We start from the raw sequence: 19,439 nt of genomic DNA, 5'->3' as shown, positions 1-19,439 counted from the left end.
TCCATGCGGGCGCAGAGCCCATCGACACAGTTTTCGAAACGTGGACAACGGGCGCAAGCGCGTGCATGGACAACACACGCGCTTGCGCCCCGGCGCCATTACTCCGGCGCCGGTTCGAGCTCGACTTCTTCGAGGTCGGTCTCGACGATGCGCTGCAGGCCGGACAGCTTGGTGCCATCCTCGACCGCGATCAGGGTCACGCCCTGGGTCGCGCGGCCCATCTCGCGGATCTCGGACACGCGAGTGCGGATCAGCACCCCGCCGGTCGTGATCAGCATGATCTCGTCGCTTGGCTCGACCAGGGTCGCGGCCACCACTTTGCCGTTACGTTCGCTGGTCTGGATCGCGATCATGCCCTTGGTGCCGCGGCCGTGGCGGGTGTACTCCGTGATCGGGGTACGCTTGCCGAAGCCGTTCTCGGTGGCGGTGAGGACGGTCTGCTCTTCGCTCTCGGCCACCAGCAGCGCGATGACCTGCTGGCCTTCTTCCAGGTTCATGCCGCGCACGCCGCGCGCGGTGCGGCCCATCGGACGCACGTCGTTCTCGTCGAAGCGCACGGCCTTGCCGCCGTCGGAGAACAGCATCACGTCGTGCTTGCCGTCGGTGAGCGCGGCGCCGACCAGCACGTCGCCCTCATCGAGGTCGACCGCGATGATGCCGGCCTTGCGTGGATTGCTGAAGTCGCGCAGCGGCGTCTTCTTGACGGTGCCCAGCGAGGTCGACATGAAGACGTAGTGATCCTCCGGGAAGGTGCGGTTCTCGCCCTGCAGCGGCAGCACGACGGTGATCTTTTCGTTGTCCTGCAGCGGGAACATATTGACGATCGGCTTGCCGCGCGAATTGCGCGAGCCTTGCGGCACTTCCCACACCTTGAGCCAGTACATGCGGCCACGGTTGCTGAAGCACAGCATGTAGTCGTGGGTATTGGCGATGAACAGCTGGTCGATCCAGTCTTCGTCCTTGGTCGCCGTCGCCTGCTTGCCACGGCCGCCGCGCTTCTGGGCGCGGTATTCGGAGATCGGCTGCGCCTTCATGTAGCCGGCGTGCGACAGGGTCACCACCATGTCCTGCGGGGTGATCAGGTCTTCGGTCTCGAGGTCGCTGGCGTTGTGCTCGATGGTCGAACGGCGGGTGTCCTTGCCATTGTCGGCGTACTCGGCCTTGATGGCGGTCATCTCGTCGACGATGATCGTGGTAACGCGCTCCGGCTTGGCCAGGATGTCGAGCAGGTCGGCGATGTGGGCCATCACTTCCTTGTACTCGTTGACGATCTTGTCCTGCTCCAGGCCGGTCAGGCGCTGCAGGCGCATCTGCAGGATCTCTTGCGCCTGCTCGTCCGACAGCTTGTACAGGCCGTTCTGCTGCATGCCGTAGTGCTTCGGCAGGTGCTCCGGACGGAAGGCCGCGATGCCGCCCGACTCGCCCAGTTCGGTACGATTGAGCATCTCGCGCACCAGGGACGAATCCCAGGCTCGGTCCATCAGTTCGACCTTGGCGACCGGCGGGGTCGGCGCGGCCTTGATGATGGCGATGAAGTCGTCGATGTTCGCCAGCGCGACGGCCAGGCCTTCGAGCATGTGGCCGCGGTCGCGCGCCTTGCGCAGCTCGAACACGGTGCGGCGGGTAACCACTTCGCGGCGGTGCGACAGGAAGCACTCGAGCATCTGCTTGAGGTTCAGCAGCTTCGGCTGGCCATTGACCAGCGCCACCATATTCATGCCGAAGGTGTCTTGCAGCTGGGTCTGCTTGTACAGATTGTTCAGCACGACTTCAGGCACTTCGCCGCGCTTGAGTTCGATCACCACGCGCATGCCCGATTTGTCGGACTCGTCGCGGATGTCGGAAATGCCTTCGAGCTTCTTGTCGCGCACGTTCTCGGCGATGCGCTCGAGCAGCGATTTCTTGTTTACCTGATACGGCAGCTCGTCGATGATGATCGCGGTGCGGCTGCCGTCGCGGCCCACTTCCTCGAAGTGGGTCTTGGCGCGCATCACCACGCGGCCACGGCCGGTGCGGTAACCGTCGCGCACGCCCGAGACGCCGTAGATGATGCCGGCGGTCGGGAAGTCCGGCGCCGGGATCAGCTCGATCAGCTCGTCGATGGTGCAGTCCGGATTGCGCAGCACATGCATCGCGCCGTTGATGACTTCGGACAGATTGTGCGGCGGAATATTGGTCGCCATGCCGACCGCGATGCCGGACGAACCGTTGATCAGCAGGTTCGGGATGCGGGTCGGCAAGACCGTCGGTTCCTTTTCCTTGCCGTCGTAGTTCGGCTGGAAGTCGACGGTGTCCTTGTCGATGTCGGCCAGGATCTCGCCCGAGATGCGGTCGAGGCGGCACTCGGTGTAACGCATCGCCGCGGCGCTGTCGCCGTCGATCGAACCGAAGTTGCCCTGGCCGTCGACCAGGGTGTAGCGCAGCGAGAAGTCCTGGGCCATGCGGACCAGGGTGTCGTAGATCGACGAGTCGCCGTGCGGGTGGAATTTACCCATCGTGTCGCCGACGACGCGCGCGCACTTGAGGTAGGGACGGTTCCACACGTTGTTCATCTCGTGCATCGCGTAGAGCACACGGCGGTGCACCGGCTTCAGGCCGTCGCGTACGTCCGGCAGCGCACGGCCCACGATCACGCTCATGGCGTAATCGAGGTAGCTCTTGCGCATCTCTTCTTCGAGGGAAATCGGGACTGTTTCTTTTGCGAATTGATCCATTGGGCGGGTCGACTGCTTTCAGGCGATGGTTATAAGTTGCAACGGACGATTCTACCATGCGACAGATAGCAGTTGCTCAATTCCGACCGGCCCACTATGGATGCCGGAAATCAAGGGTCGACCGATGGAATGACCACGAAATTTCCAGCATTGTCGTCCCCGGCCGGGCACGCTTGTGGAAATGTTGCGGCAAAACAACGTCAAGCAATTAATGCTTGATGTTTGATTTGGGTGCAGTCGTGCGATTTTGGTGCATGTGGCAAAATGGACAGGAAGTCAATTGCTTGTTTCATAATACGAAACAGACGGAGCGGCCGCCGTGTTAATCTTATGACCACATGGAGCCTGTCTGAATCGCTACGGAATTAACCGAAAGGAAAAGAATATGAAGAAACTGATCACTGTTCTGCTCGCAGCGTCGGCCGCGATTGCGGGCGTCGCCTCCGCCCAAAGCGCCCCACCCTACGCACCGCTGACCACCGACATCCAGGCTCGCACCCCATACAGCGCCTATGTGCAGGACTCCCGCGGCGTGATCGCGCGCAATCCTTTCGGCCTGTGCTGGCGCACCGGCTACTGGACCCCGGCCGACGCGGTCCCGGGCTGCGATGCGCCACTGTGCGTCGAGCCAGAGAAACTCGAAAACGGCAAGTGCGTCGCTCCGCCGCCACCGGCAGCGCCGGCACCGGCTCCAGCGCCTGCGCCAGTCGTGGCCGCGCCAGTGCCGACCTCGGAAAAAGTCAGCTACTCGGCCGACGCCTTCTTCGACTTCGACAAGGCGATCCTGAAGCCGGCCGGCAAGGCTTCGCTGGATGAGCTGAGCGCCAAGCTGGGCGACATGAACCTGGAAGTCATCATCGCCGTCGGCCACACCGACTCGATCGGCACCGATGCCTACAACCAGAAGCTGTCGATCCGCCGCGCCGAAGCCGTCAAGGCCTACCTGAAAGGCAAAGGCATCGAAGAAACCCGCATCTACACCGAAGGCAAGGGCGAAAGCCAGCCGAAAGCGGACAACAAGACCGCCGAAGGCCGCGCCCAGAACCGTCGCGTGGAAATCGAAGTCGTCGGTACCCGTACCGTCAACAAGTAATCGGCTCTAAGCCACTGCCGTAAGCACGTCGTCCCCGCGCAGGCGGGGGCCCAAGTTTCTCAGCGTTTCGATAGCGCTGGCAAAAATTGGGTCCCCGCCTGCGCGGGGACGACGTTTTTGCGCCGCCGAAATTGAATTAATCCGCTATTATTCGAGCCATGACGACGACAAACGCAGACCCATTAGAAATCCAGAAGTTCAGCGAACTGGCCCACCGCTGGTGGGACCCGACCTCGGAATTCCGACCGCTGCACGAAATCAATCCCTTGCGCCTCGAGTGGATCAATGCGCGCGCGCCACTTAGCGGCAAGAACGTGATCGACATCGGTTGCGGCGGCGGCGTGCTGTCCGAATCGATGGCGCGCAAGGGCGCGAAAGTGACGGGCATCGACCTGTCCAAGAAGGCGCTCAAGGTGGCCGATCTGCACAGCCTGGAATCGGGCGTCGAGGTGCGCTACAAGCACATCGCGGCCGAAGAGATGGCCGAGCAGGAAGCCGGCCAGTTCGACGTCGTCACCTGCATGGAAATGCTGGAGCACGTGCCTGACCCGGCCTCGATCGTGCGCGCCGCCGCCAAGCTGGTGAAACCGGGCGGCCACGTGTTCTTCTCGACCCTGAACCGCAACCCCAAGTCTTACCTGTTCGCCGTGATCGGCGCCGAGTACGTGCTGCGCATGCTGCCGCGCGGCACCCACGACTACGGCAAGTTCATCACTCCGGCCGAGCTGGCGCAGTTCGTACGCCAGGCCGGCCTGCAGGTCGACGGCCTGAAGGGCCTGACCTACAACCCGCTGACCAAGATCTACTCGCTGAACAACGACACCGATGTGAACTACATGGTGGCGTGCAGCAAACCGCTCTGAACGACATGACCTTTCCCACCGTGATGCCGGCACCGCGTGCCATCCTGTTCGACCTCGACGGCACGCTGGCCGACACGGCGCCCGACCTCGCCGCGGCCGTCAACTGGCTGCGCACCGAACGTGGCCTGGACCCGACCCCGTACGAGGCGCTGCGTCCGACCGCCTCGGCCGGCGCGCGCGGCATGATCGGCGCCGCCTTCGGCCTGGCGCCGGGCGACGACGGCTACGAGGAACTGCGCCTGGCCTGGTTCGAGCGCTACCAGTCGGCGATGTCGCTGCACACGACGCTGTTCGACGGCATTCCCGAGCTGCTGGACGGTATTTCGGACGCCGGCATGGCCTGGGGCATCGTCACCAACAAACCGTCGCGCTTCACCGATCCGCTGGTGCCGCAGATCGCGCTGGCGCACGCCGGCTGCATCGTCTCGGGCGACACCACGGGTTTCGCCAAACCCCACCCCGCCCCGCTGCTGGAAGGCGCGCGCCGCCTCGGCCTTGCACCAGAACAGTGCTGGTACGTGGGCGACGACCTGCGCGACATCGAAGCCGGACGCGCGGCCGGCATGGTCACCGTCGCCTGCGCCTGGGGCTATTGCGGCGCGATCGAACCATCGACCTGGGGCGCGGACTACCTGCTCGACACGCCGGCCGAGCTGCTGGCGCTGCTGGGGCAAGTCTCCGAAGCGGCGCGACAGGCCGAGCACGCGGCCTGATCTTTGACATTCGTCCGTGACGGCGCCCTTCTCGGCGCCGTTTTTCATTTCTGCCCTGTGCTTACATCTATTTACGATTGATACAGGGGCATGTCTATCTCTCGGTCCGGCTCGCCAGTAATCTACGTCCATACGAACACGCCATACCTTATGGAGCAGATCATGGAAAATACGACCACCAACCGCATTCACCCACTGATGGCCGCTGCCGCCGCGTCGGTCATCATCGTGAGCCTGACCGGCGCCGCCGCGATCACCGGTCTGCTGCCTACCTCGAACAGCGCGCCCGAGCCGAGCCTGCCGCTGGCAGCGGCCTCGCCGTATGCCATGCCGCAAGCGGGCATGCAGGCGCCGGTGAACGGCTATGCCGCCCAGCCTGGCCAGATGGCGCCGGTGGCGGCGGCCGGCCAGCAGATGGTACCGGCAATGGTGCCCGCAATGGTCCCGGCCCAGCAGGTCGCGTATGCCCAGCCGGCAGTCCAACCGCAACCGCAGCCGACCGTGATCGTCAAGGAAAAGCCGGTGGTGAAAGTGGTCGAGAAGACCCGGGTGGTGCATGCCGCGCCGCAGCCGGCGCGCTATGAAGAACCGCGCTACTCGCAGCCGGCCCCGGCCCCGGCCCAGCAGCCGAACTATGTCGGCATCGGCACCGGCGCCGTGATCGGTGGCCTGATCGGCAACCAAATCGGCGGCGGCAACGGCAAGAAGCTGGCGACTGTCGCCGGCGTGATCGGCGGCGGCATCATCGGCAACGAAATCGCCAACCGCAACGGCCGCTAAGCAAGCGCTAACTAACTCTCTCTCCCTTGGCCGCGGACCTTCAGTCTGCGGCCTTTTTTTTGAACACGCCGACGATGATGTCACTCGGGAACATGCGCAAGACGGGAATCGCGCACATGATCGCGACATATTGCAGGTAGAGCGATACGGTCGGCACATTGCCGGCGCAGCGCAGGCGCTCCAATAAGCCCTTCGCGCGCAGCGCCGGCAGCTCGGCCGCCTCGGCCAGCTCGAAGCCCTGCCCCACGACCAGCTGCTGCAGATTGCGCGGATTGAAGTAGTGAACGTGCGGCGACGGCAGGTCTTTCTGCCACAGGCGCTCGAACGGCCCGCGCCAGCCCAGGCGCGCGATCAGCTTCGACAACCGGTAGAAGAAGCCGCGGCTGTTGGGCAGGTTGAGGATCAGGATACCGCCGTCGTGCAGGCGCGCGTGGCAGGCGGCCAGCGCGCTGCGGATGTCGGGAATGTGTTCGATCACGTCGTTGAACACGATGACGTCGAAGCGTTCGCCGTCCTTGAGCACGTCCGGAAAGTAGCCGGAGCGTACCGGCAAGCCGCGCGCGGCGGCGCGGGCGCCGACCACCGCATCCGGCTCCACGCCCAGCACGTCGAACTGTTCGCGCGCCGTCTCGAGAAACCAACCGTGGGCGCTGCCGACGTCGAGCAGGCGCGGCCGGCTGACACTGACGTGCTGCCGGGCCCAGGCGACGATGGTGCGGAAGTTCTCGAGGCGCAGCGCCTTGAGGCCGGCCTCACGCTCGACTTCGTCCACGGCGGGACCGGTATGCGCATTGATGACGACGCTCAGGGCGGCGCTTTCATAGTTGCAAGCCGGGCAGGTCGCATGCCATCCGGCCAGGCCAGCCACCTTGGTGTTGCCACAAACGATACACGTCATGTCGAACCTCGTCAGCATCTCGAATCCCTTTAGCATATTGCAATTAAGCTATGCATTGTAGGTTTTTTATGGTGACAGACTTTAAGCAGGCGCTAAGGAACGGCACTGTACATCCTCAGCGCTTGGAGTACAATAGAGGTTCTTGACGTTGGGGGCGACCTGGTTTCGACGTGGGTTGCAAAGCAGCGCAGGGCATACCGAGGACTGGTTACCTCGTAAATACATCCAGAAATCAATAACTGCAAACGATAACTCGTACGCACAAGCAGCTTAATTGCTGCTAGCTCTACAACACCTCGCCTCTGGGGTGAGTCGCAAGACTGGTAGAGTCATTTACAGAGGCTAGGAATCAATCGGGTTACTTGGTTGCTTCCGAAATTTAAGGTAACTCGCTTGTACAAAGGGTGCACATCCCCGTTGTGCAGGTCAAATCAAATGATAGTGCTAAGTATGTAGAACTGTCTGTAGAGTGCTTGCGGACGCGGGTTCGATTCCCGCCGCCTCCACCAACCTCTTTCCAAAAGCCGCTGATTCGTCAGCGGCTTTTCCTTTTCTGGCGACAGTTTCGGTCGCGGGTTCGAGCCGAATATCACATCACTCTTCGTCAACTTTCATACTATAGTCGCTGCGGAATATTGTACCTTTTGAAATTCTGATCGAACGTGCCCGCGCCGTCGTTTTCGTTAAGCCACAGTGAACTGCTCAGTTCACAGAGCAGAAATAATACTACCGACGCAATTTAGTTGATCGCCCTCAGCCAAGATACCTTCCACCCGCTTGTAGGGCCACTTTGCTACATAAAGAAGCGATCTAGCGACAGAGCAAGAGACTCGATCTGATCGCCGGGATCAGCTTGATGAATTCGGGCGACCGACGTGAGCCGAGTTGCCATGCGAATCAGGCCATTCGCTTTAGGCGAAGAAGTCGGCGATTCAAGTAGTACGGGACAGTACGCCGGCGGCACGCCTATCGGGCGAACACGCCAAGGCTGAACTGATTTAGATCGCTATCCATTTATATCGAGAGATTCTTGCCAGTACTTTCGTAGCTCTCATACTGAAGGAGAGGCCAGTTAGATCCGACACAGCCGCGATCGCACTTCTCACCAAGATCACCGGCAAAAGGAAGACAGGGAAACCTATCGGCAATATCATCACCTATTTAGTCAATAACTGCCCCGCATAAACATGTTTACGATCTCTAAGTGGACTATCAGCTCCAGAGCTTCTAAGGCACGTGTGAAGGTTTTTATCAAGAACTGATGATAGTTCGGACCGAAAAATTAATATTTTTATCTGCAGGAAATTAACATATAAAAAAGCCCCCCAATGCCCTTCGGGAAGGGGGGCAAATCTTATTTCGCGTGCGAATGATTACCGTTACCAAAGTAATGAACGATTGCAGCGCCTGCGAAGCCAACAACTGCTCCACCAGCCGTCCAAAGAGCATAGGCGACGAGGGGGCCAACCGCGCCGCCAACTTGATCTATCTCAGCTTCGGTTAGCAGTGCAACACTGCCCTTATTAGTCGAATCAATAGCGATCATTACACCACCTCCTAATTAATGATTGAAACGGTTAAATTGCGATGCCACAGAAGTAAAATCTACCCAATACCCAACCCGAGTAGACGGCCAAGAAAAAGAGTGCTGGGCCAGCCATTGCACCAAATGGAAGCTCTTTTTTCATTTCCCTCTCCATCTAAGTCGTGGCGTAATTTATCGACTCATTGATCACAGAAAAGTGCACGACCAAACTGCCAGCCGGCCGCAACCCCTGCAGTTCCGCCAGCAGCATAAAAAGCCCACAAAGGAATCATAAGAAGGCCGCCACTGACCTCATCAATCTCAAACACATTCATTTCTTGCATGATATTTTCCTTTAAAATTTAATAGGACGGCCGTTAGAAACACATATTCATGTAAGTCGGCACTCATCAGCATCCGAAACTCTGGAGTAAAAATAAGTGCATGTGACATTACTATGAACAGCTTAGACGGCAGAGACAGTATTGCAAAACGTAAATGTGACTGTCAACAGAATATTTACGAAAGAGAAGTTTTTTTGCTTAAGAGCAAATTTCAGAAAATATTTCTATATCTACATCTCTTCTTTGACTTCAGCTCGTTTTGTTGCCGCTTTACTAAGTAAGCGCAATACATGCGCCTCTTCTGCCTCGTGAAGCATTCTTCCCGAATATGACGTCGGCACGAGATCGTTATATTTTCTTTATTGATAAATCTGTATGCTTTTCCTCGTGACTGCACACATTGTTGATATGCGTCTACAGTTGTTGATGACGCCGATACATTCCTATATTCCCCTCCTCCATACAATAAGTTTGCTGATGGATTTCCCAGAAGCATCTTGAGAGGAGCTACTTTGCACAATACCGTTCTCCCCACGGATGAAAAAGGAAAAACACAGGCTACGCAGTCATCCGATCCCATACGTAAGTCATTATTTCGCCAACAAGCCATTGAACATGTAACAGTTCACGCGTGCGGCAGAGTAATCCTAACCCGTCACATCAGTCATCTAATCCTCACCAGCGTGTTCGTGACCCTGACGCTGCTGCTCATTATATTTTTCGCCACGTTTGAAACTATCCGTAAGGTGCCGATTCAGGGGATGCTAATGCCGACTGCCGGAGTAACGCGCGTTTTTTCCAGCCAAGCCGGCGTCATCAAGGAGGTTCATGTTAAGGACGGACAGCTCGTGCGCGAAGGTGAGATCCTATTCGTCGTTTCCAGTGAACGCAGCACCTCCAATCTACGCTCTACGGAAGACCTGATTTCCGAATTGCTGGCGCGCCGCCGCGACAATTTTCATACCGAGCTCCTGCAAGCCCGAACGCAGTTCAAGTATCGACGCTCGGCCTTGAGACAACGTGCGTTTGATCTACGCGGTGAAATCAAAGGCCTCGACAGACAGGCCTTTATGCAAAAGCAGCGCGTTACCTTGTCAGAGCAAAATTTCGCACGCTTCGTACAATTAAAAGCTACAAACTACATTTCAGCAGCGCAACTGCAGGAACGGGAAGCCGAGTTGCTCGATCAGCGGCAACGCCAGCTTGAGATCGAGCGCATTCGATCCACGATTCAGCGCGAATTGGCTAGTACCCAGGCAGAGGAGCAGGACATTGCACTTCAAGCACTGCGCGACGAGAACGCCTTACGTCGAAATGTATCAATGCTGGATCAAGACCTGGCCGAGAATGAAGCGCGGCGCGAAGTGCCGGTTCGGGCACGTCAGAACGGCACAATAACGGCAATTGCGGCAAATCTTGGCCAAACCGTCGGCGCTGCCACCTCTCTAGCATCGATCCTGCCAGAAGGGAACAAGCTTGAAGCGGAAATGTACGTGCCATCTCGGGCGGTCGGCTTCATCAAGCCGGGAATGAGCGCCCTGGTGCGGTATCAGGCTTTCCCATACCAAAAGTTCGGCCAGCATCCTGCGCGCGTGCGCGAGGTGGTAACAACCTCTGTGCGTCCCGAGGAGTTGCCCACTTCAGCGGCAGCAATGCCCGGGGCAGTCCAGGCGGAGCCGGTCTACCGCATTCGGCTCGAGCTCGACCAGCAGACCGTCCGCGCCTACGGCGCACAGATCCCCCTACGCTCTGGCATGCTCGTCGACGCCAGCGTCATGCTTGAGCGCCGCAAGCTTTATGAATGGGTGCTCGAACCGCTATTTAGTATCTCCGGCCGCTTGTAAGCGAATACTGTTCACTACCAACATCGTGCTAGCAGTGGCCATATTCGTACTGCCGGCTTATCCTGATCGCAGGTGAATGATGCAATTTCCTGTTCTTACCGAGTTAGCTTTCTGGAACCGCCGGCGGCTACCCGTCCTGCTACAGACTGAAGGAGCTGAATGCGGCTTGGCGTGCATGGCAATGGTCGCAAATTATTGGGGCCACCGAATCGATATTCCGAGCATGCGCCGCCTCTTCTCGGTGTCGATGAAGGGAGTAAATCTGAAGGGTCTGATGGCGATGGCAAGAGGGCTGTCATTGCAGACGCGCCCGCTCAAGCTAGATCTCCAACATTTGCCAGAGTTAAAGTTGCCCTGCATTCTGCACTGGGATCTGAACCACTTTGTCGTGCTTAAGTCTATCTCCGCGAAGTATGCCGTCCTGCATGATCCGGCTGTCGGCGAAAGAAGCATGGAACTGGAGGACGTCTCCAAGCATTTTACCGGCATCGCGCTTGAGATTACACCGACCGCGCAGTTCCGGCCTAAGGAGGAACGTCAGCAATTCTCACTGTTCTCGCTGATTGGGCATGTGGTCGGCCTGCGTCGTGGACTGTTTCAGCTACTCGCGCTCGGACTGGCCCTGCAAGTTTGTGCTCTGATTGCACCTTTCTATATGCAGTGGATGGTGGATGAAGCCCTATTGGCGTCAGACCGTGACTTGGTCACGGTGCTGGGCTGTGGCTTCTTATTACTGGTACTTCTGCAAACTGCGATCGGTGCCGTCCGTTCTTGGGTAACCACAGTACTCTCCACCAGCCTGAACCTGCAATGGTTAGGCAATACCTTTGTCCACCTCCTGAAGTTGCCGTTGCCATACTTCGAAAAGCGCCATACCGGAGACATCGTTTCGCGCTTCGGCTCAATCCAGCGGATCCAGACCAGTCTAACAACCCAATTCGTCGAGGGGGTTATTGACGGCGTCTTGGCTCTGGGCACCTTGGTAATGATGCTTCTGTATAGTAGCGCTCTGGCCGCAGTCGCCTGCGTGGCCGTGCTGCTGTATACGCTGTTGCGCTGCGCGATCTTCCGCCCCCTCCGAGATGCGAGTTCCGAGGTGATCATTCACGCCGCGAAACAGCAGAGCCATTTCATGGAAACCGTGCGCGGCATACAGAGTATTCGCTTGTTCGGACGCAGCGAAGAGCGTCGTTCAGGTTGGCTGAACTCGCTAACCGACGAATTCAACGCCCAATTGCGTGTCGCCAAACTTTCGGTCTCATACCAGACAGCTAATACCTTGTTGTTCAACGGGGAGCGCGTAATCGTAATCTGGCTTGCAGCGCTCGCCGTACTCAGCAACGACTTCTCGATTGGGATGGTGTTTGCCTTCCTCAGCTACAAAGACCAGTTCAGCCAGCGTATGGCTAGCTTAATCGACAAACTGTTTGAATTGCGGATGATGCGTCTGCATGGCGAGCGTGTGGCGGACATCACGCTGGCTGAGGTGGAACAGGATGATCATGCAGCTGAAATTGATGCAAATCATATTACTCCGTCGATCGAAATAAATAACCTGAGTTTTCGCTACTCCGACAGTGAATCCGATATCATCCGCGAACTTAACCTCAGCATCCCCGCTGGGCAATGCATTGCGATCACTGGGCCATCAGGCTGCGGCAAGACGACACTGATGAAATTATTGCTCGGGTTACTCACGCCAACGAGTGGCGAAATTCTCGTCGGCGGCGTGCCATTGGGTTCGCTCGGCCTGACAAATTACCGTAATTTGCTGGGCACGGTAATGCAGGATGACACTTTATTCGCCGGCTCGATCTCCGAAAACATTAGTTTCTTTGATCCAGTGATCGACATACAGCGCGTCTACGAATGTGCGGGACTAGCCGCAATCGCGCCCGAAATCGCGGCCATGCCAATGAACTTCAATACGTTAATTGGCGATATCGGTACTGGCCTATCGGGTGGACAAAAGCAGCGTATTCTACTCGCACGCGCATTGTACAAGAACCCGAAAATTTTATTTATGGACGAGGCAACCAGCCATTTGGACGTATGGAATGAGCAGGCCGTGAACCGGGCAATCCAGACAATCCCGCTTACCCGAATCATCGTTGCTCATCGTCCAGAAACAATCCAAATGGCAGAGCGTGTAATTGTGCTGCAAAACGGGCAGATAGTCCAAGATGTTAGTAACCTGACTCATGAGGATAAGCAGGCCGCATAATGACTGGTCGCAACTCGGCTCACCGGCTCCGCATATAAATAGTTATTGCATTGATCGCGTGCTCGATCTTACCTTCCTCACGAGCGCAAAGGACTGCGTTCCTAATCGAGGACGCTGAGAAGTTACGTGTCGAGTCCCGTTTGATCATAAACGCGCTTAATGAATAATTCCGGCAGTTTCTGCTGTCACACTCCTTGATTGCAAAGATGGGAGTTTTGCGTCGAGTGCACGCTGCGGAATGGTGGTGATTTTACAGCTTCAAGTAGTTCATCAATGTAGCTTGCAGATCGGCCCTGCTGTCGAAGCGAGTCTGCTGCAGCAGTTCGTTGATACGGCCGTTGAAGCGCTCGACCATGCCGTTCGTTTGTGGGGTGCCGCGGCGGTGCTAGACGATGCTCGGCAGGTATTTCGGCGCAAGCCATGTCACCGAGTGCTGGCCGCTAGGCTTTTTATCTTGGTGGCGAAACGGTCAATAAATTGCGAGCCCTTGTCAGCCAGGATCTTGCTAATCTTGATGGGCGAGGCCAGCTTCAAACGGCGCAGAAAATCGACGCTGCTCTTGTCGGTCATGTCGCCATAGATGTGCATGAAGACCCGGCGCATGGTGCGGTCGATGGCGACAAACACGTAGCGACGCGAGGTCTTGCCTGGCATCTGAGGCAAGTACTTGATCTCGATGTGAATGAAGCCTGGTCCGTAGTCCTTGAAGGTCTTCTTGGCGTGGTGATTTCGCCTTCGGCATTTGCGATCACGTCTTCGAGACACGACATGCCTCGCGCTTGACGAGCGACGCCTGACCGAGAGACATCTAGATTAATGTATTGTTGCATAACAAACAACAGATCATCTTGGGAAGGATAAAGCGACTGGCGCAGTGCCAGGACGATGGCTTCTTGGGATGCGCTTAAGGTCGTATGGAGCATGCGGGCACAGTACGACCGGTCCTGCACATCGTCCCTCTTGAGCCACTTCGCAGCAGTGGCTCGCGAGACGCCAACGACCTTTGCGGCCTGCCGATCAGACAGACCGAATCCTTGACTTCCTGCCGGATTTTCGGCGTGGTGCAGGCTTGCGGCTGGATGCGTAAACTCATGCTGCGAACTGCTCCTGGTGCGATTGAATGCCGGGACTGCTGAACTCAGCAATCAAGTCGTCCAGCATAGCCTTTGCACGCAACAAATGCCAGCCAAGACGAGAAGTATGATCGCACGAAACTAAACAGCTAAAGCCTGCTTGCCACTGCCATTCGTCAGCGGCTTTTTCATTTCGAGCGCCGTCACTGGCGGGTCAGTCCGCACCAGGAATGTCGCGCCTGCGCGCCCTTCCTTCCCACGCAGTTACACGCGACGCAGGAGACTTCACGCGATGCTTCACCGACGGATCCGGCGCCGCAAACATCCTCACCCTGCAAACGATCCGCTCGTCGCAAGTCAGGATCGCGTCATGCAGCACGACGCCGTCGGCCATATCGTCCAGCATCACTTCCGCCACCAGCAACTCGCCGACGCTGGCGGACGCCAGGAACTGGGCGCTGCAGCGTGCTGGCGGGCGCGGCTGCGATGCGCCATCGTGCTCCGTGCGCGACAACAGCGCGAGCAGGTAGGCCGACTGCTGCGCGAACTCGATCAGCAAGGACTCGCGCAAGGCCTGCGCACCGCCCGGCACATGCGCGGCCACGAAAGCGTCGCCGGCTTCGATCCGGCGGCAGGTGCGGATATAGTCGGGCGGCCGGCATTCGACAACCCGCTCGACCAGGATCCATTCCGGCGCGATCGGCAACAGACGCTCGATCTCGGCCCGCCTCAATGGGGAAAGCGACGGCGCGTCGGTGTCTCGCACGATGGGTTCCTTTCAGCCAGTTCATACTGACTGGAAGACCGACAAAATACGGGCGAGTTCAAGATCTACGCCGTCTGTCTGATATGAATTAAGCCGGGCACCGCGAAGCCCCGGCCAGTGTGTTTCTTGTCTTCAAGCCATTCTTGCGTTACCATGCCCCCGCCCTTGGGGAGTAGCCTACTTCCGCAACGGAAGTTCCCGCATCAACATACTTGACGTCAGCACGTCATGGTGCGGAAGCCTTCTGGTTGGCAAGACCATTGGCATGTTCACGCGACGATCGGGCCGCGCGACATGCCTTGTGTCGTGCCCGATCGGAAAGCTGTCATGACTCTCGCTGCAATCATCATCCTCGCCCTCGCCATGTCCACCGACGCCTTCGCCGTCGCGATCGCCATGGGTTCCCGACGCGCCCACGTCCTGTTCAAGGATGCGCTGAAGGTCGGCCTGCTGTTCGGAATCATCGAGGGTGTGACGCCGCTGGTCGGCTGGGCCATGGGCAGCATTGCCGCGTCCTACGTCGAAAGCTGGGACCACTGGATCGCCTTCGTCCTGCTCGGCGGCCTGGGTATTCGCATGATCGTCGAAGGCTGCGGCGAACCTGACACGGAAGCGGACGATCCCGCCCGCCCCTTCTGGCTGCTGGCCCTGACCGGCTTCGCCACCAGCATCGATGCGATGGTGGTCGGCGTCAGCTTGGCCTTCGCCGACACCGGCATCCTGTGGCCGGCGCTGGCGATCGGCCTGGCGACCCTGACGATGGTGACGCTGGGATTGTTGATCGGCCGCCGTATTGGCGCCGTGGTGGGCAAGCGCGCCGAGATCTTCGGCGGCCTGGTATTGATCGCGGTAGGCAGCGTCACGCTGTACGAACACCTGCAGTGACGCCGCCGCGGCAAGGAAAGATCAGGACGTCGGCCCCGGGTCGCTCCCCGCCTGCTGCAGCACCATCAGCTGCTTCTGGATCGCCTCGTTGAAAGCCGGGATGTCGTCCGGCTTGCGGCTGGTGATCAGCTTGCCGTCGACGACGACTTCTTCATCGGTCCATTCGGCGCCGGCGTTGCGCAGGTCGTGCTGCAGGGTCGGCCAGCTGGTCAGGTGCTTCGACTCGGCCACGCCGGCGTCGATCAGCGGCCACGGGCCGTGGCAGATCGCGGCGATCGGCTTGTCCTCGTCGCCGAAGGCCTTGATGAAGGCGATGGACTCCGCGCTCAGGCGCAGGTTGTCCGGGTTGGCGACGCCGCCCGGCAACAGCAGCAGGTCGTAGTCGCCCGGCTTGGCGTCCTGCACGCTCAGTTCGACCTTGAATTTCTGGTCCGGCGTCAGGTGGTTGAAACCCTGGATCTCCTCGCCGGCCTTCTTCGGCGAGATCAGGATCACCTTCACGCCCTGCTCCTCGAGGAAGCGGCGCGGCTCCGTGTATTCGACCTGCTCGACGCCATCGGTCATCAACACCGCGACGCTCCTGCCCTGCAGGGATTGGGTGGCGGCCGGCTCGACGTGATCCGCCGGCTGCATGTTTTCTGCTTGTTGCATATGGCCTCCTTGTTCAATGCGGTTCATTCGCATCGATTGTAGGTCTACCATCGCGCCCGCGGCGCGCGCATGCCTGCCGGCATTCAATTGCTCAGTCGGCCAGATTCAGTCGAGCAGATAACACACATCGTCGCGGTCGCACCGCCCGGTCCGGGTACACAGGAAACCGTCCAGCCCCAGGCGCACCGAGCCATCCAGGCAGGCGCCGTCGACATCCTCGCGCCGCAGCACCACCTGCAGCTCGCGGAACGGCACCTCGATCGCGAAGCGGTCCAGCAAGGCGGCCAGCGCCCGCGCGCCTTCGGCGCCGGGCAGGAAGCGCTCGAAGGCGTGCGCATCCAGCGGCCCAAGGCGGATGCGGATGCCCAGCTCGGGCCGCAACAGGCGCGCCCCCGCGGTGGCGCCCTCCCCCAGCACGCAGTTGCCGCATGCGAGCCGCGTGCGCTGCGCCGGCTCGAGCACGTCCCAGCGCCCGGTGAATTGCTCGACCCGCACCGGCACGCGGAAATAGGCGCGCAATACGCCCGCGATCGACTCCGCGCTGACTACCCGGCTGCGCAGCGGCGCCGCGAACCAGGCCAGGCTGGCCGCTTCCAGGCCGGACATGCCGTCCTCGCGCGCCGGCACGCCGGCCAGCGCCAGCAGCAGCGGCAGGAAGCGGTCGACATCGGGCTCCATGGGATGGCGCACCCGGTACTTGCACCAGGCGCGGTAGAACAGCGCCACCTGGCGGCTCGACAGCAAGTCGAGGAAAGCGCGCGGCCCCTCGTCGCGCACTGCGAGCTCCCAGGCGGCGAAGCGTTCGGTGTAATGCAGCGGCAAGGTCCCCATCACGCCCAGCAACCCCATCAGCGTGGGCGTGATGCTCACCGCCGGCACGCCCTCGGTGGTCGGCACGATGGTCTCGATCTCGCTGGCCGGGAAGGCCAGTCCCAGGCTGTTGCGAAAGCGGATCAGGCCGCCGAGCGCATGCTCGGGCGCGATGCCCTGGTGCGCCAGCCAGCACACCAGCAGCCGCACCGCCTGGAAGAATTCGTAGCGTTGCGGCTGCCGCAACAGGTCGGCGATGGCGCTCGTCCGCCTGACAGCGTTCACACCAGCGCCAGGCTGCCGTTGCGGGGCTCGCATCGCAGCAACTCCTTGTCGCTCTGCCCCGACACCAGCACCAGCCGGGTAAAGCTGTTCAGGTGCACATACAGGCCCAGGAAGCGGCTCACGACCTGGGCGAACACGAACAGGCTGCTGCCGGCGAAGGCGTCCTCGTCCACCGTCATGCGCACCTCGATGCCGTGCACCAGGCTCGCGCCGTAGCGGTTGCGCAGCCAGGCGGTGGCCGGGGTCGACGCCATCGCGCTGACGCCGGCGATCTGGCGCTGCGAGGCGCCAGAGCGCGGCAGGTCGTACAAGGCCAGCGTCTCGCGGAAGGCGTCCAGGTCGGCCAGCGAGCGGTGGTTCAGCGCCAGCTGGGTCACCAGGCGCCAGTGGGTGCCGTCGCGGTTGCCGAAGCGCAGCGGCGCGGAGGGCTTGCGCAGCAGGCGGATCGGCAGGCCGCTCGTCGCGGTCTCGCTGGCCAGGTCCCCGCCCGGCGCGCCAACCCCGACGCCGCAGGCCGCCGCGCCGTTGCTGCAGGTCAGGTCGATCGAGGCCACGCTGGCGTCCTCGCCCAGCAGCGAAAAGTGGTCGTCGGTGAAGGCGATCTTCATGCGGTGGCGGCTGTCGCCGCGATCGTCGCGGCGCGCGAACCAGTAGCGCTGGCCATGCTCGTCCCCTTCGCCATGGCGCAAGCCGTAATAGGGACGGTACTCCACGCTGGCAGTCTTGCCGTCCTCGGTCCTGAGCACGTGCACCGCGTCGATCGAATAGACTTCGACGCCCTCCTCGTGCCGGCTCGGCGCCACGTCGTACATCGCCGAACGGTGCGTGATGCGCACCGGCGCCGCCGCCTGGCGGAACAGGTTCACCACCGGCACGCAACCGGTGAGCAGGTTGGCGGCCGACAGCGCGCGCAGGATCCGCGCCGGGCTGGATTCAGCGTGCATGCCGGAGAGCAGGAAATGCAGGGTGAAGCGGCGCGCGCCGGCCGGCAGCAGCGGCGCCAGCCGGGCCAGGTCGACGTCCAGGAAGTGAAATTTGTCGGGGAAAGCGAAGTACTCGGTCAGCAACCGGTAGGCGGGATGGGCATGCTCCTGTTGCGGCACCAGCGCCTCGTCGGGTTCCAGGCCGCCCAGGTGCAGCGCCGCGCCGTCGAGGCGGCGCCAGCCCTCCACGCCTTCGGCCTCGACCCAGGTCTCGACCACGTTCATCCCAAGGGCGTCGATCAGCGCCGCCGACAGCAGGCCGTCGCCGTCGACGTACAGGCGCACATGCGGCAGGCCGCGGCCATGCAGCATGCGCGCCGGCAGCGCGCTGTCGAAGGCGATGCCGATGCGCGCGCCCGCGCGCGGCGGCAGCCGGATGCGCGGCGGGACGTGGGCCACCGGCTCGAACCAGGCGCGGGCCACCTTCACCGGCGCCAGCGCCAGCTCGGCCGTGGTGCGAAACACGCAGGGCGCGCCGCGCGCCCTCAGCGAACTCATCTCGGTGCCGCGCGGCACCGCCTGCACATGCTCGATCTTGCCGGCCCGGGCCTGTGGATCGCCGCCGTCCACGTGCGCGATCGAACAGCTCGGCAGGCCGTGCAGGAAGTGCGGATACAAGCTGCCCAGCAGGGCTTCGGTCAGTTCCGGATAGTCGTCGTCGAGCTTTTTCGCGGTGCGCGCATTGAGCAGCGCGCAGGCCTGGATCAGGCGCCGGATATGCGGGTCTTCGCTGCCCTCCGGCCCCAGTCCCAACTCGGCCGCCAGCCGCGGATACTGGTGGGCGAGCTCGCGCCCGACGGTGTTCAGGTAGACCAGTTCGCGCTCGAAATACGGCAACAGTTCTTCCATGAAGACCTCCTGGGGCTGTCGCTCTACGGTGGTGCAGATCGCGGCAAGTTGTCTTGCGACGGCGCAACATTAACGATGGGATAAAACTCGTCGCGATAAACAGATCTCGAGTGGCAATACCGACCTTGACAATAAGTCA

15 protein-coding genes, 1 other RNA gene, 1 pseudogene and 1 riboswitch are annotated in these 19,439 nt (G+C 60.4%); of the genes and pseudogenes, 8 read left to right on the top strand and 9 right to left on the bottom strand.

Annotation, left to right across the window (positions count from 1 at the left end; genetic code table 11):
• Nucleotides 1-98 precede the first annotated feature (98 nt).
• Nucleotides 99-2,714: a DNA gyrase subunit A gene (gene gyrA / locus KY496_RS25815; protein ID WP_005668977.1), complete on the bottom strand. Its 2,616-nt coding sequence runs from the start codon at nt 2,712-2,714 to the stop codon at nt 99-101.
• 385 nt (nt 2,715-3,099) lie between these two features.
• Here gyrA and ompA point away from each other — a divergent pair, with 385 nt between their 5' ends.
• The 4 genes from ompA (at nt 3,100) to KY496_RS27390 (ending at nt 6,163) form a co-directional block, all read left to right on the top strand.
• Nucleotides 3,100-3,807, top strand: coding sequence for an outer membrane protein OmpA (gene ompA, locus KY496_RS25810; RefSeq protein WP_005668975.1), 708 nt, complete (start codon nt 3,100-3,102; stop codon nt 3,805-3,807).
• A 158-nt stretch (nt 3,808-3,965) separates the two neighbouring features.
• Nucleotides 3,966-4,670, top strand: coding sequence for a bifunctional 2-polyprenyl-6-hydroxyphenol methylase/3-demethylubiquinol 3-O-methyltransferase UbiG (gene ubiG, locus KY496_RS25805; RefSeq protein WP_184234680.1), 705 nt, complete (start codon nt 3,966-3,968; stop codon nt 4,668-4,670).
• A gap of 5 nt (nt 4,671-4,675) precedes the next feature.
• On the top strand, nt 4,676-5,383 hold the full coding sequence (locus tag KY496_RS25800; RefSeq protein WP_005668972.1) for an HAD family hydrolase: 708 nt from the start codon (nt 4,676-4,678) through the stop codon (nt 5,381-5,383).
• A 162-nt stretch (nt 5,384-5,545) separates the two neighbouring features.
• Complete coding sequence (locus tag KY496_RS27390) at nt 5,546-6,163, top strand: glycine zipper 2TM domain-containing protein (RefSeq protein ID WP_005668969.1); 618 nt, start codon at nt 5,546-5,548, stop codon at nt 6,161-6,163.
• A 40-nt stretch (nt 6,164-6,203) separates the two neighbouring features.
• Here the strand turns inward: KY496_RS27390 and KY496_RS25790 are convergent, their stop codons facing one another.
• Nucleotides 6,204-7,061 carry a class I SAM-dependent methyltransferase gene (locus tag KY496_RS25790; protein ID WP_040777478.1) on the bottom strand — a complete coding sequence of 286 codons (858 nt, stop codon included), beginning with the start codon at nt 7,059-7,061 and terminating at the stop codon, nt 6,204-6,206.
• Between the two features lie 150 nt (nt 7,062-7,211).
• On the opposite strand from KY496_RS25790, the gene ssrA reads away from it, so the two are divergent.
• Nucleotides 7,212-7,570, top strand: a transfer-messenger RNA (tmRNA) gene (gene ssrA / locus KY496_RS25785).
• Between the two features lie 845 nt (nt 7,571-8,415).
• Here ssrA and KY496_RS25780 read toward each other — a convergent pair.
• Entirely contained in the window at nt 8,416-8,607 is a 192-nt protein-coding gene (locus KY496_RS25780) for a hypothetical protein (RefSeq protein WP_157225643.1), read from the bottom strand.
• Nucleotides 8,608-8,786: 179 nt separating this feature from the next.
• Nucleotides 8,787-8,930: a hypothetical protein gene (locus tag KY496_RS25775; RefSeq protein WP_157225642.1), complete on the bottom strand. Its 144-nt coding sequence runs from the start codon at nt 8,928-8,930 to the stop codon at nt 8,787-8,789.
• A 512-nt stretch (nt 8,931-9,442) separates the two neighbouring features.
• Here KY496_RS25775 and KY496_RS25770 point away from each other — a divergent pair.
• Both KY496_RS25770 and KY496_RS25765 read left to right on the top strand, forming a co-directional pair.
• A complete protein-coding gene (locus KY496_RS25770) occupies nt 9,443-10,774 on the top strand; it encodes an HlyD family secretion protein (protein ID WP_221434550.1) in 1,332 nt (443 codons plus the stop codon).
• Nucleotides 10,775-10,850: 76 nt separating this feature from the next.
• On the top strand, nt 10,851-12,998 hold the full coding sequence (locus KY496_RS25765) for a peptidase domain-containing ABC transporter (protein WP_307729061.1): 2,148 nt from the start codon (nt 10,851-10,853) through the stop codon (nt 12,996-12,998).
• A gap of 122 nt (nt 12,999-13,120) precedes the next feature.
• Here KY496_RS25765 and KY496_RS25760 read toward each other — a convergent pair.
• Together KY496_RS25760 and KY496_RS25755 are read right to left on the bottom strand one after the other, a co-directional pair.
• Nucleotides 13,121-14,091: pseudogene (locus KY496_RS25760) on the bottom strand (integrase core domain-containing protein).
• Nucleotides 14,092-14,285: 194 nt separating this feature from the next.
• Nucleotides 14,286-14,837 (bottom strand): hypothetical protein, encoded by a 552-nt coding sequence (locus KY496_RS25755; RefSeq protein WP_184234683.1) that lies wholly within the window; start codon nt 14,835-14,837, stop codon nt 14,286-14,288.
• Between the two features lie 155 nt (nt 14,838-14,992).
• Nucleotides 14,993-15,161: riboswitch (yybP-ykoY riboswitch) on the top strand.
• Between the two features lie 3 nt (nt 15,162-15,164).
• On the opposite strand from KY496_RS25755, the gene KY496_RS25750 reads away from it, so the two are divergent.
• The gene (locus KY496_RS25750; protein ID WP_005668955.1) at nt 15,165-15,722 is read left to right on the top strand and encodes a manganese efflux pump MntP family protein; all 558 of its coding nucleotides are present in this window, start codon (nt 15,165-15,167) and stop codon (nt 15,720-15,722) included.
• 21 nt (nt 15,723-15,743) lie between these two features.
• Here KY496_RS25750 and KY496_RS25745 read toward each other — a convergent pair whose 3' ends face one another.
• The 3 genes from KY496_RS25745 to tssF form a co-directional block, all read right to left on the bottom strand.
• A complete protein-coding gene (locus KY496_RS25745) occupies nt 15,744-16,373 on the bottom strand; it encodes a type 1 glutamine amidotransferase domain-containing protein (protein WP_219863040.1) in 630 nt (209 codons plus the stop codon).
• Nucleotides 16,374-16,478: 105 nt separating this feature from the next.
• Nucleotides 16,479-17,468, bottom strand: coding sequence for a type VI secretion system baseplate subunit TssG (tssG, locus tag KY496_RS25740; RefSeq protein WP_229520370.1), 990 nt, complete (start codon nt 17,466-17,468; stop codon nt 16,479-16,481).
• The gene (gene tssF / locus KY496_RS25735) at nt 17,465-19,300 is read right to left on the bottom strand and encodes a type VI secretion system baseplate subunit TssF (protein ID WP_219863036.1); all 1,836 of its coding nucleotides are present in this window, start codon (nt 19,298-19,300) and stop codon (nt 17,465-17,467) included. The genes tssG and tssF overlap by 4 nt, the downstream gene beginning before the upstream one ends.
• Nucleotides 19,301-19,439 lie beyond the last annotated feature (139 nt).

It is taken from the genome of Massilia sp. NP310 (genome assembly GCF_019443485.1).
GTDB classification, from domain to species: Bacteria; Pseudomonadota; Gammaproteobacteria; order Burkholderiales; family Burkholderiaceae_D; genus Telluria; species Telluria timonae.
This window is presented reverse-complemented; position numbering and strand designations above follow the sequence as displayed.

Coding starts and splice junctions, on each gene's coding strand:
- gyrA (WP_005668977.1), bottom strand. CDS start 2,714: ATGGATCAATTCGCAAAAGAAACAGTCCCGATTTCCCTCGAAGAAGAG.
- ompA (WP_005668975.1), top strand. CDS start 3,100: ATGAAGAAACTGATCACTGTTCTGCTCGCAGCGTCGGCCGCGATTGCG.
- ubiG (WP_184234680.1), top strand. CDS start 3,966: ATGACGACGACAAACGCAGACCCATTAGAAATCCAGAAGTTCAGCGAA.
- KY496_RS25800 (WP_005668972.1), top strand. CDS start 4,676: ATGACCTTTCCCACCGTGATGCCGGCACCGCGTGCCATCCTGTTCGAC.
- KY496_RS27390 (WP_005668969.1), top strand. CDS start 5,546: ATGGAAAATACGACCACCAACCGCATTCACCCACTGATGGCCGCTGCC.
- KY496_RS25790 (WP_040777478.1), bottom strand. CDS start 7,061: ATGACGTGTATCGTTTGTGGCAACACCAAGGTGGCTGGCCTGGCCGGA.
- KY496_RS25780 (WP_157225643.1), bottom strand. CDS start 8,607: ATGATCGCTATTGATTCGACTAATAAGGGCAGTGTTGCACTGCTAACC.
- KY496_RS25775 (WP_157225642.1), bottom strand. CDS start 8,930: ATGCAAGAAATGAATGTGTTTGAGATTGATGAGGTCAGTGGCGGCCTT.
- KY496_RS25765 (WP_307729061.1), top strand. CDS start 10,851: ATGATGCAATTTCCTGTTCTTACCGAGTTAGCTTTCTGGAACCGCCGG.
- KY496_RS25750 (WP_005668955.1), top strand. CDS start 15,165: ATGACTCTCGCTGCAATCATCATCCTCGCCCTCGCCATGTCCACCGAC.
- KY496_RS25745 (WP_219863040.1), bottom strand. CDS start 16,373: ATGCAACAAGCAGAAAACATGCAGCCGGCGGATCACGTCGAGCCGGCC.
- tssF (WP_219863036.1), bottom strand. CDS start 19,300: ATGGAAGAACTGTTGCCGTATTTCGAGCGCGAACTGGTCTACCTGAAC.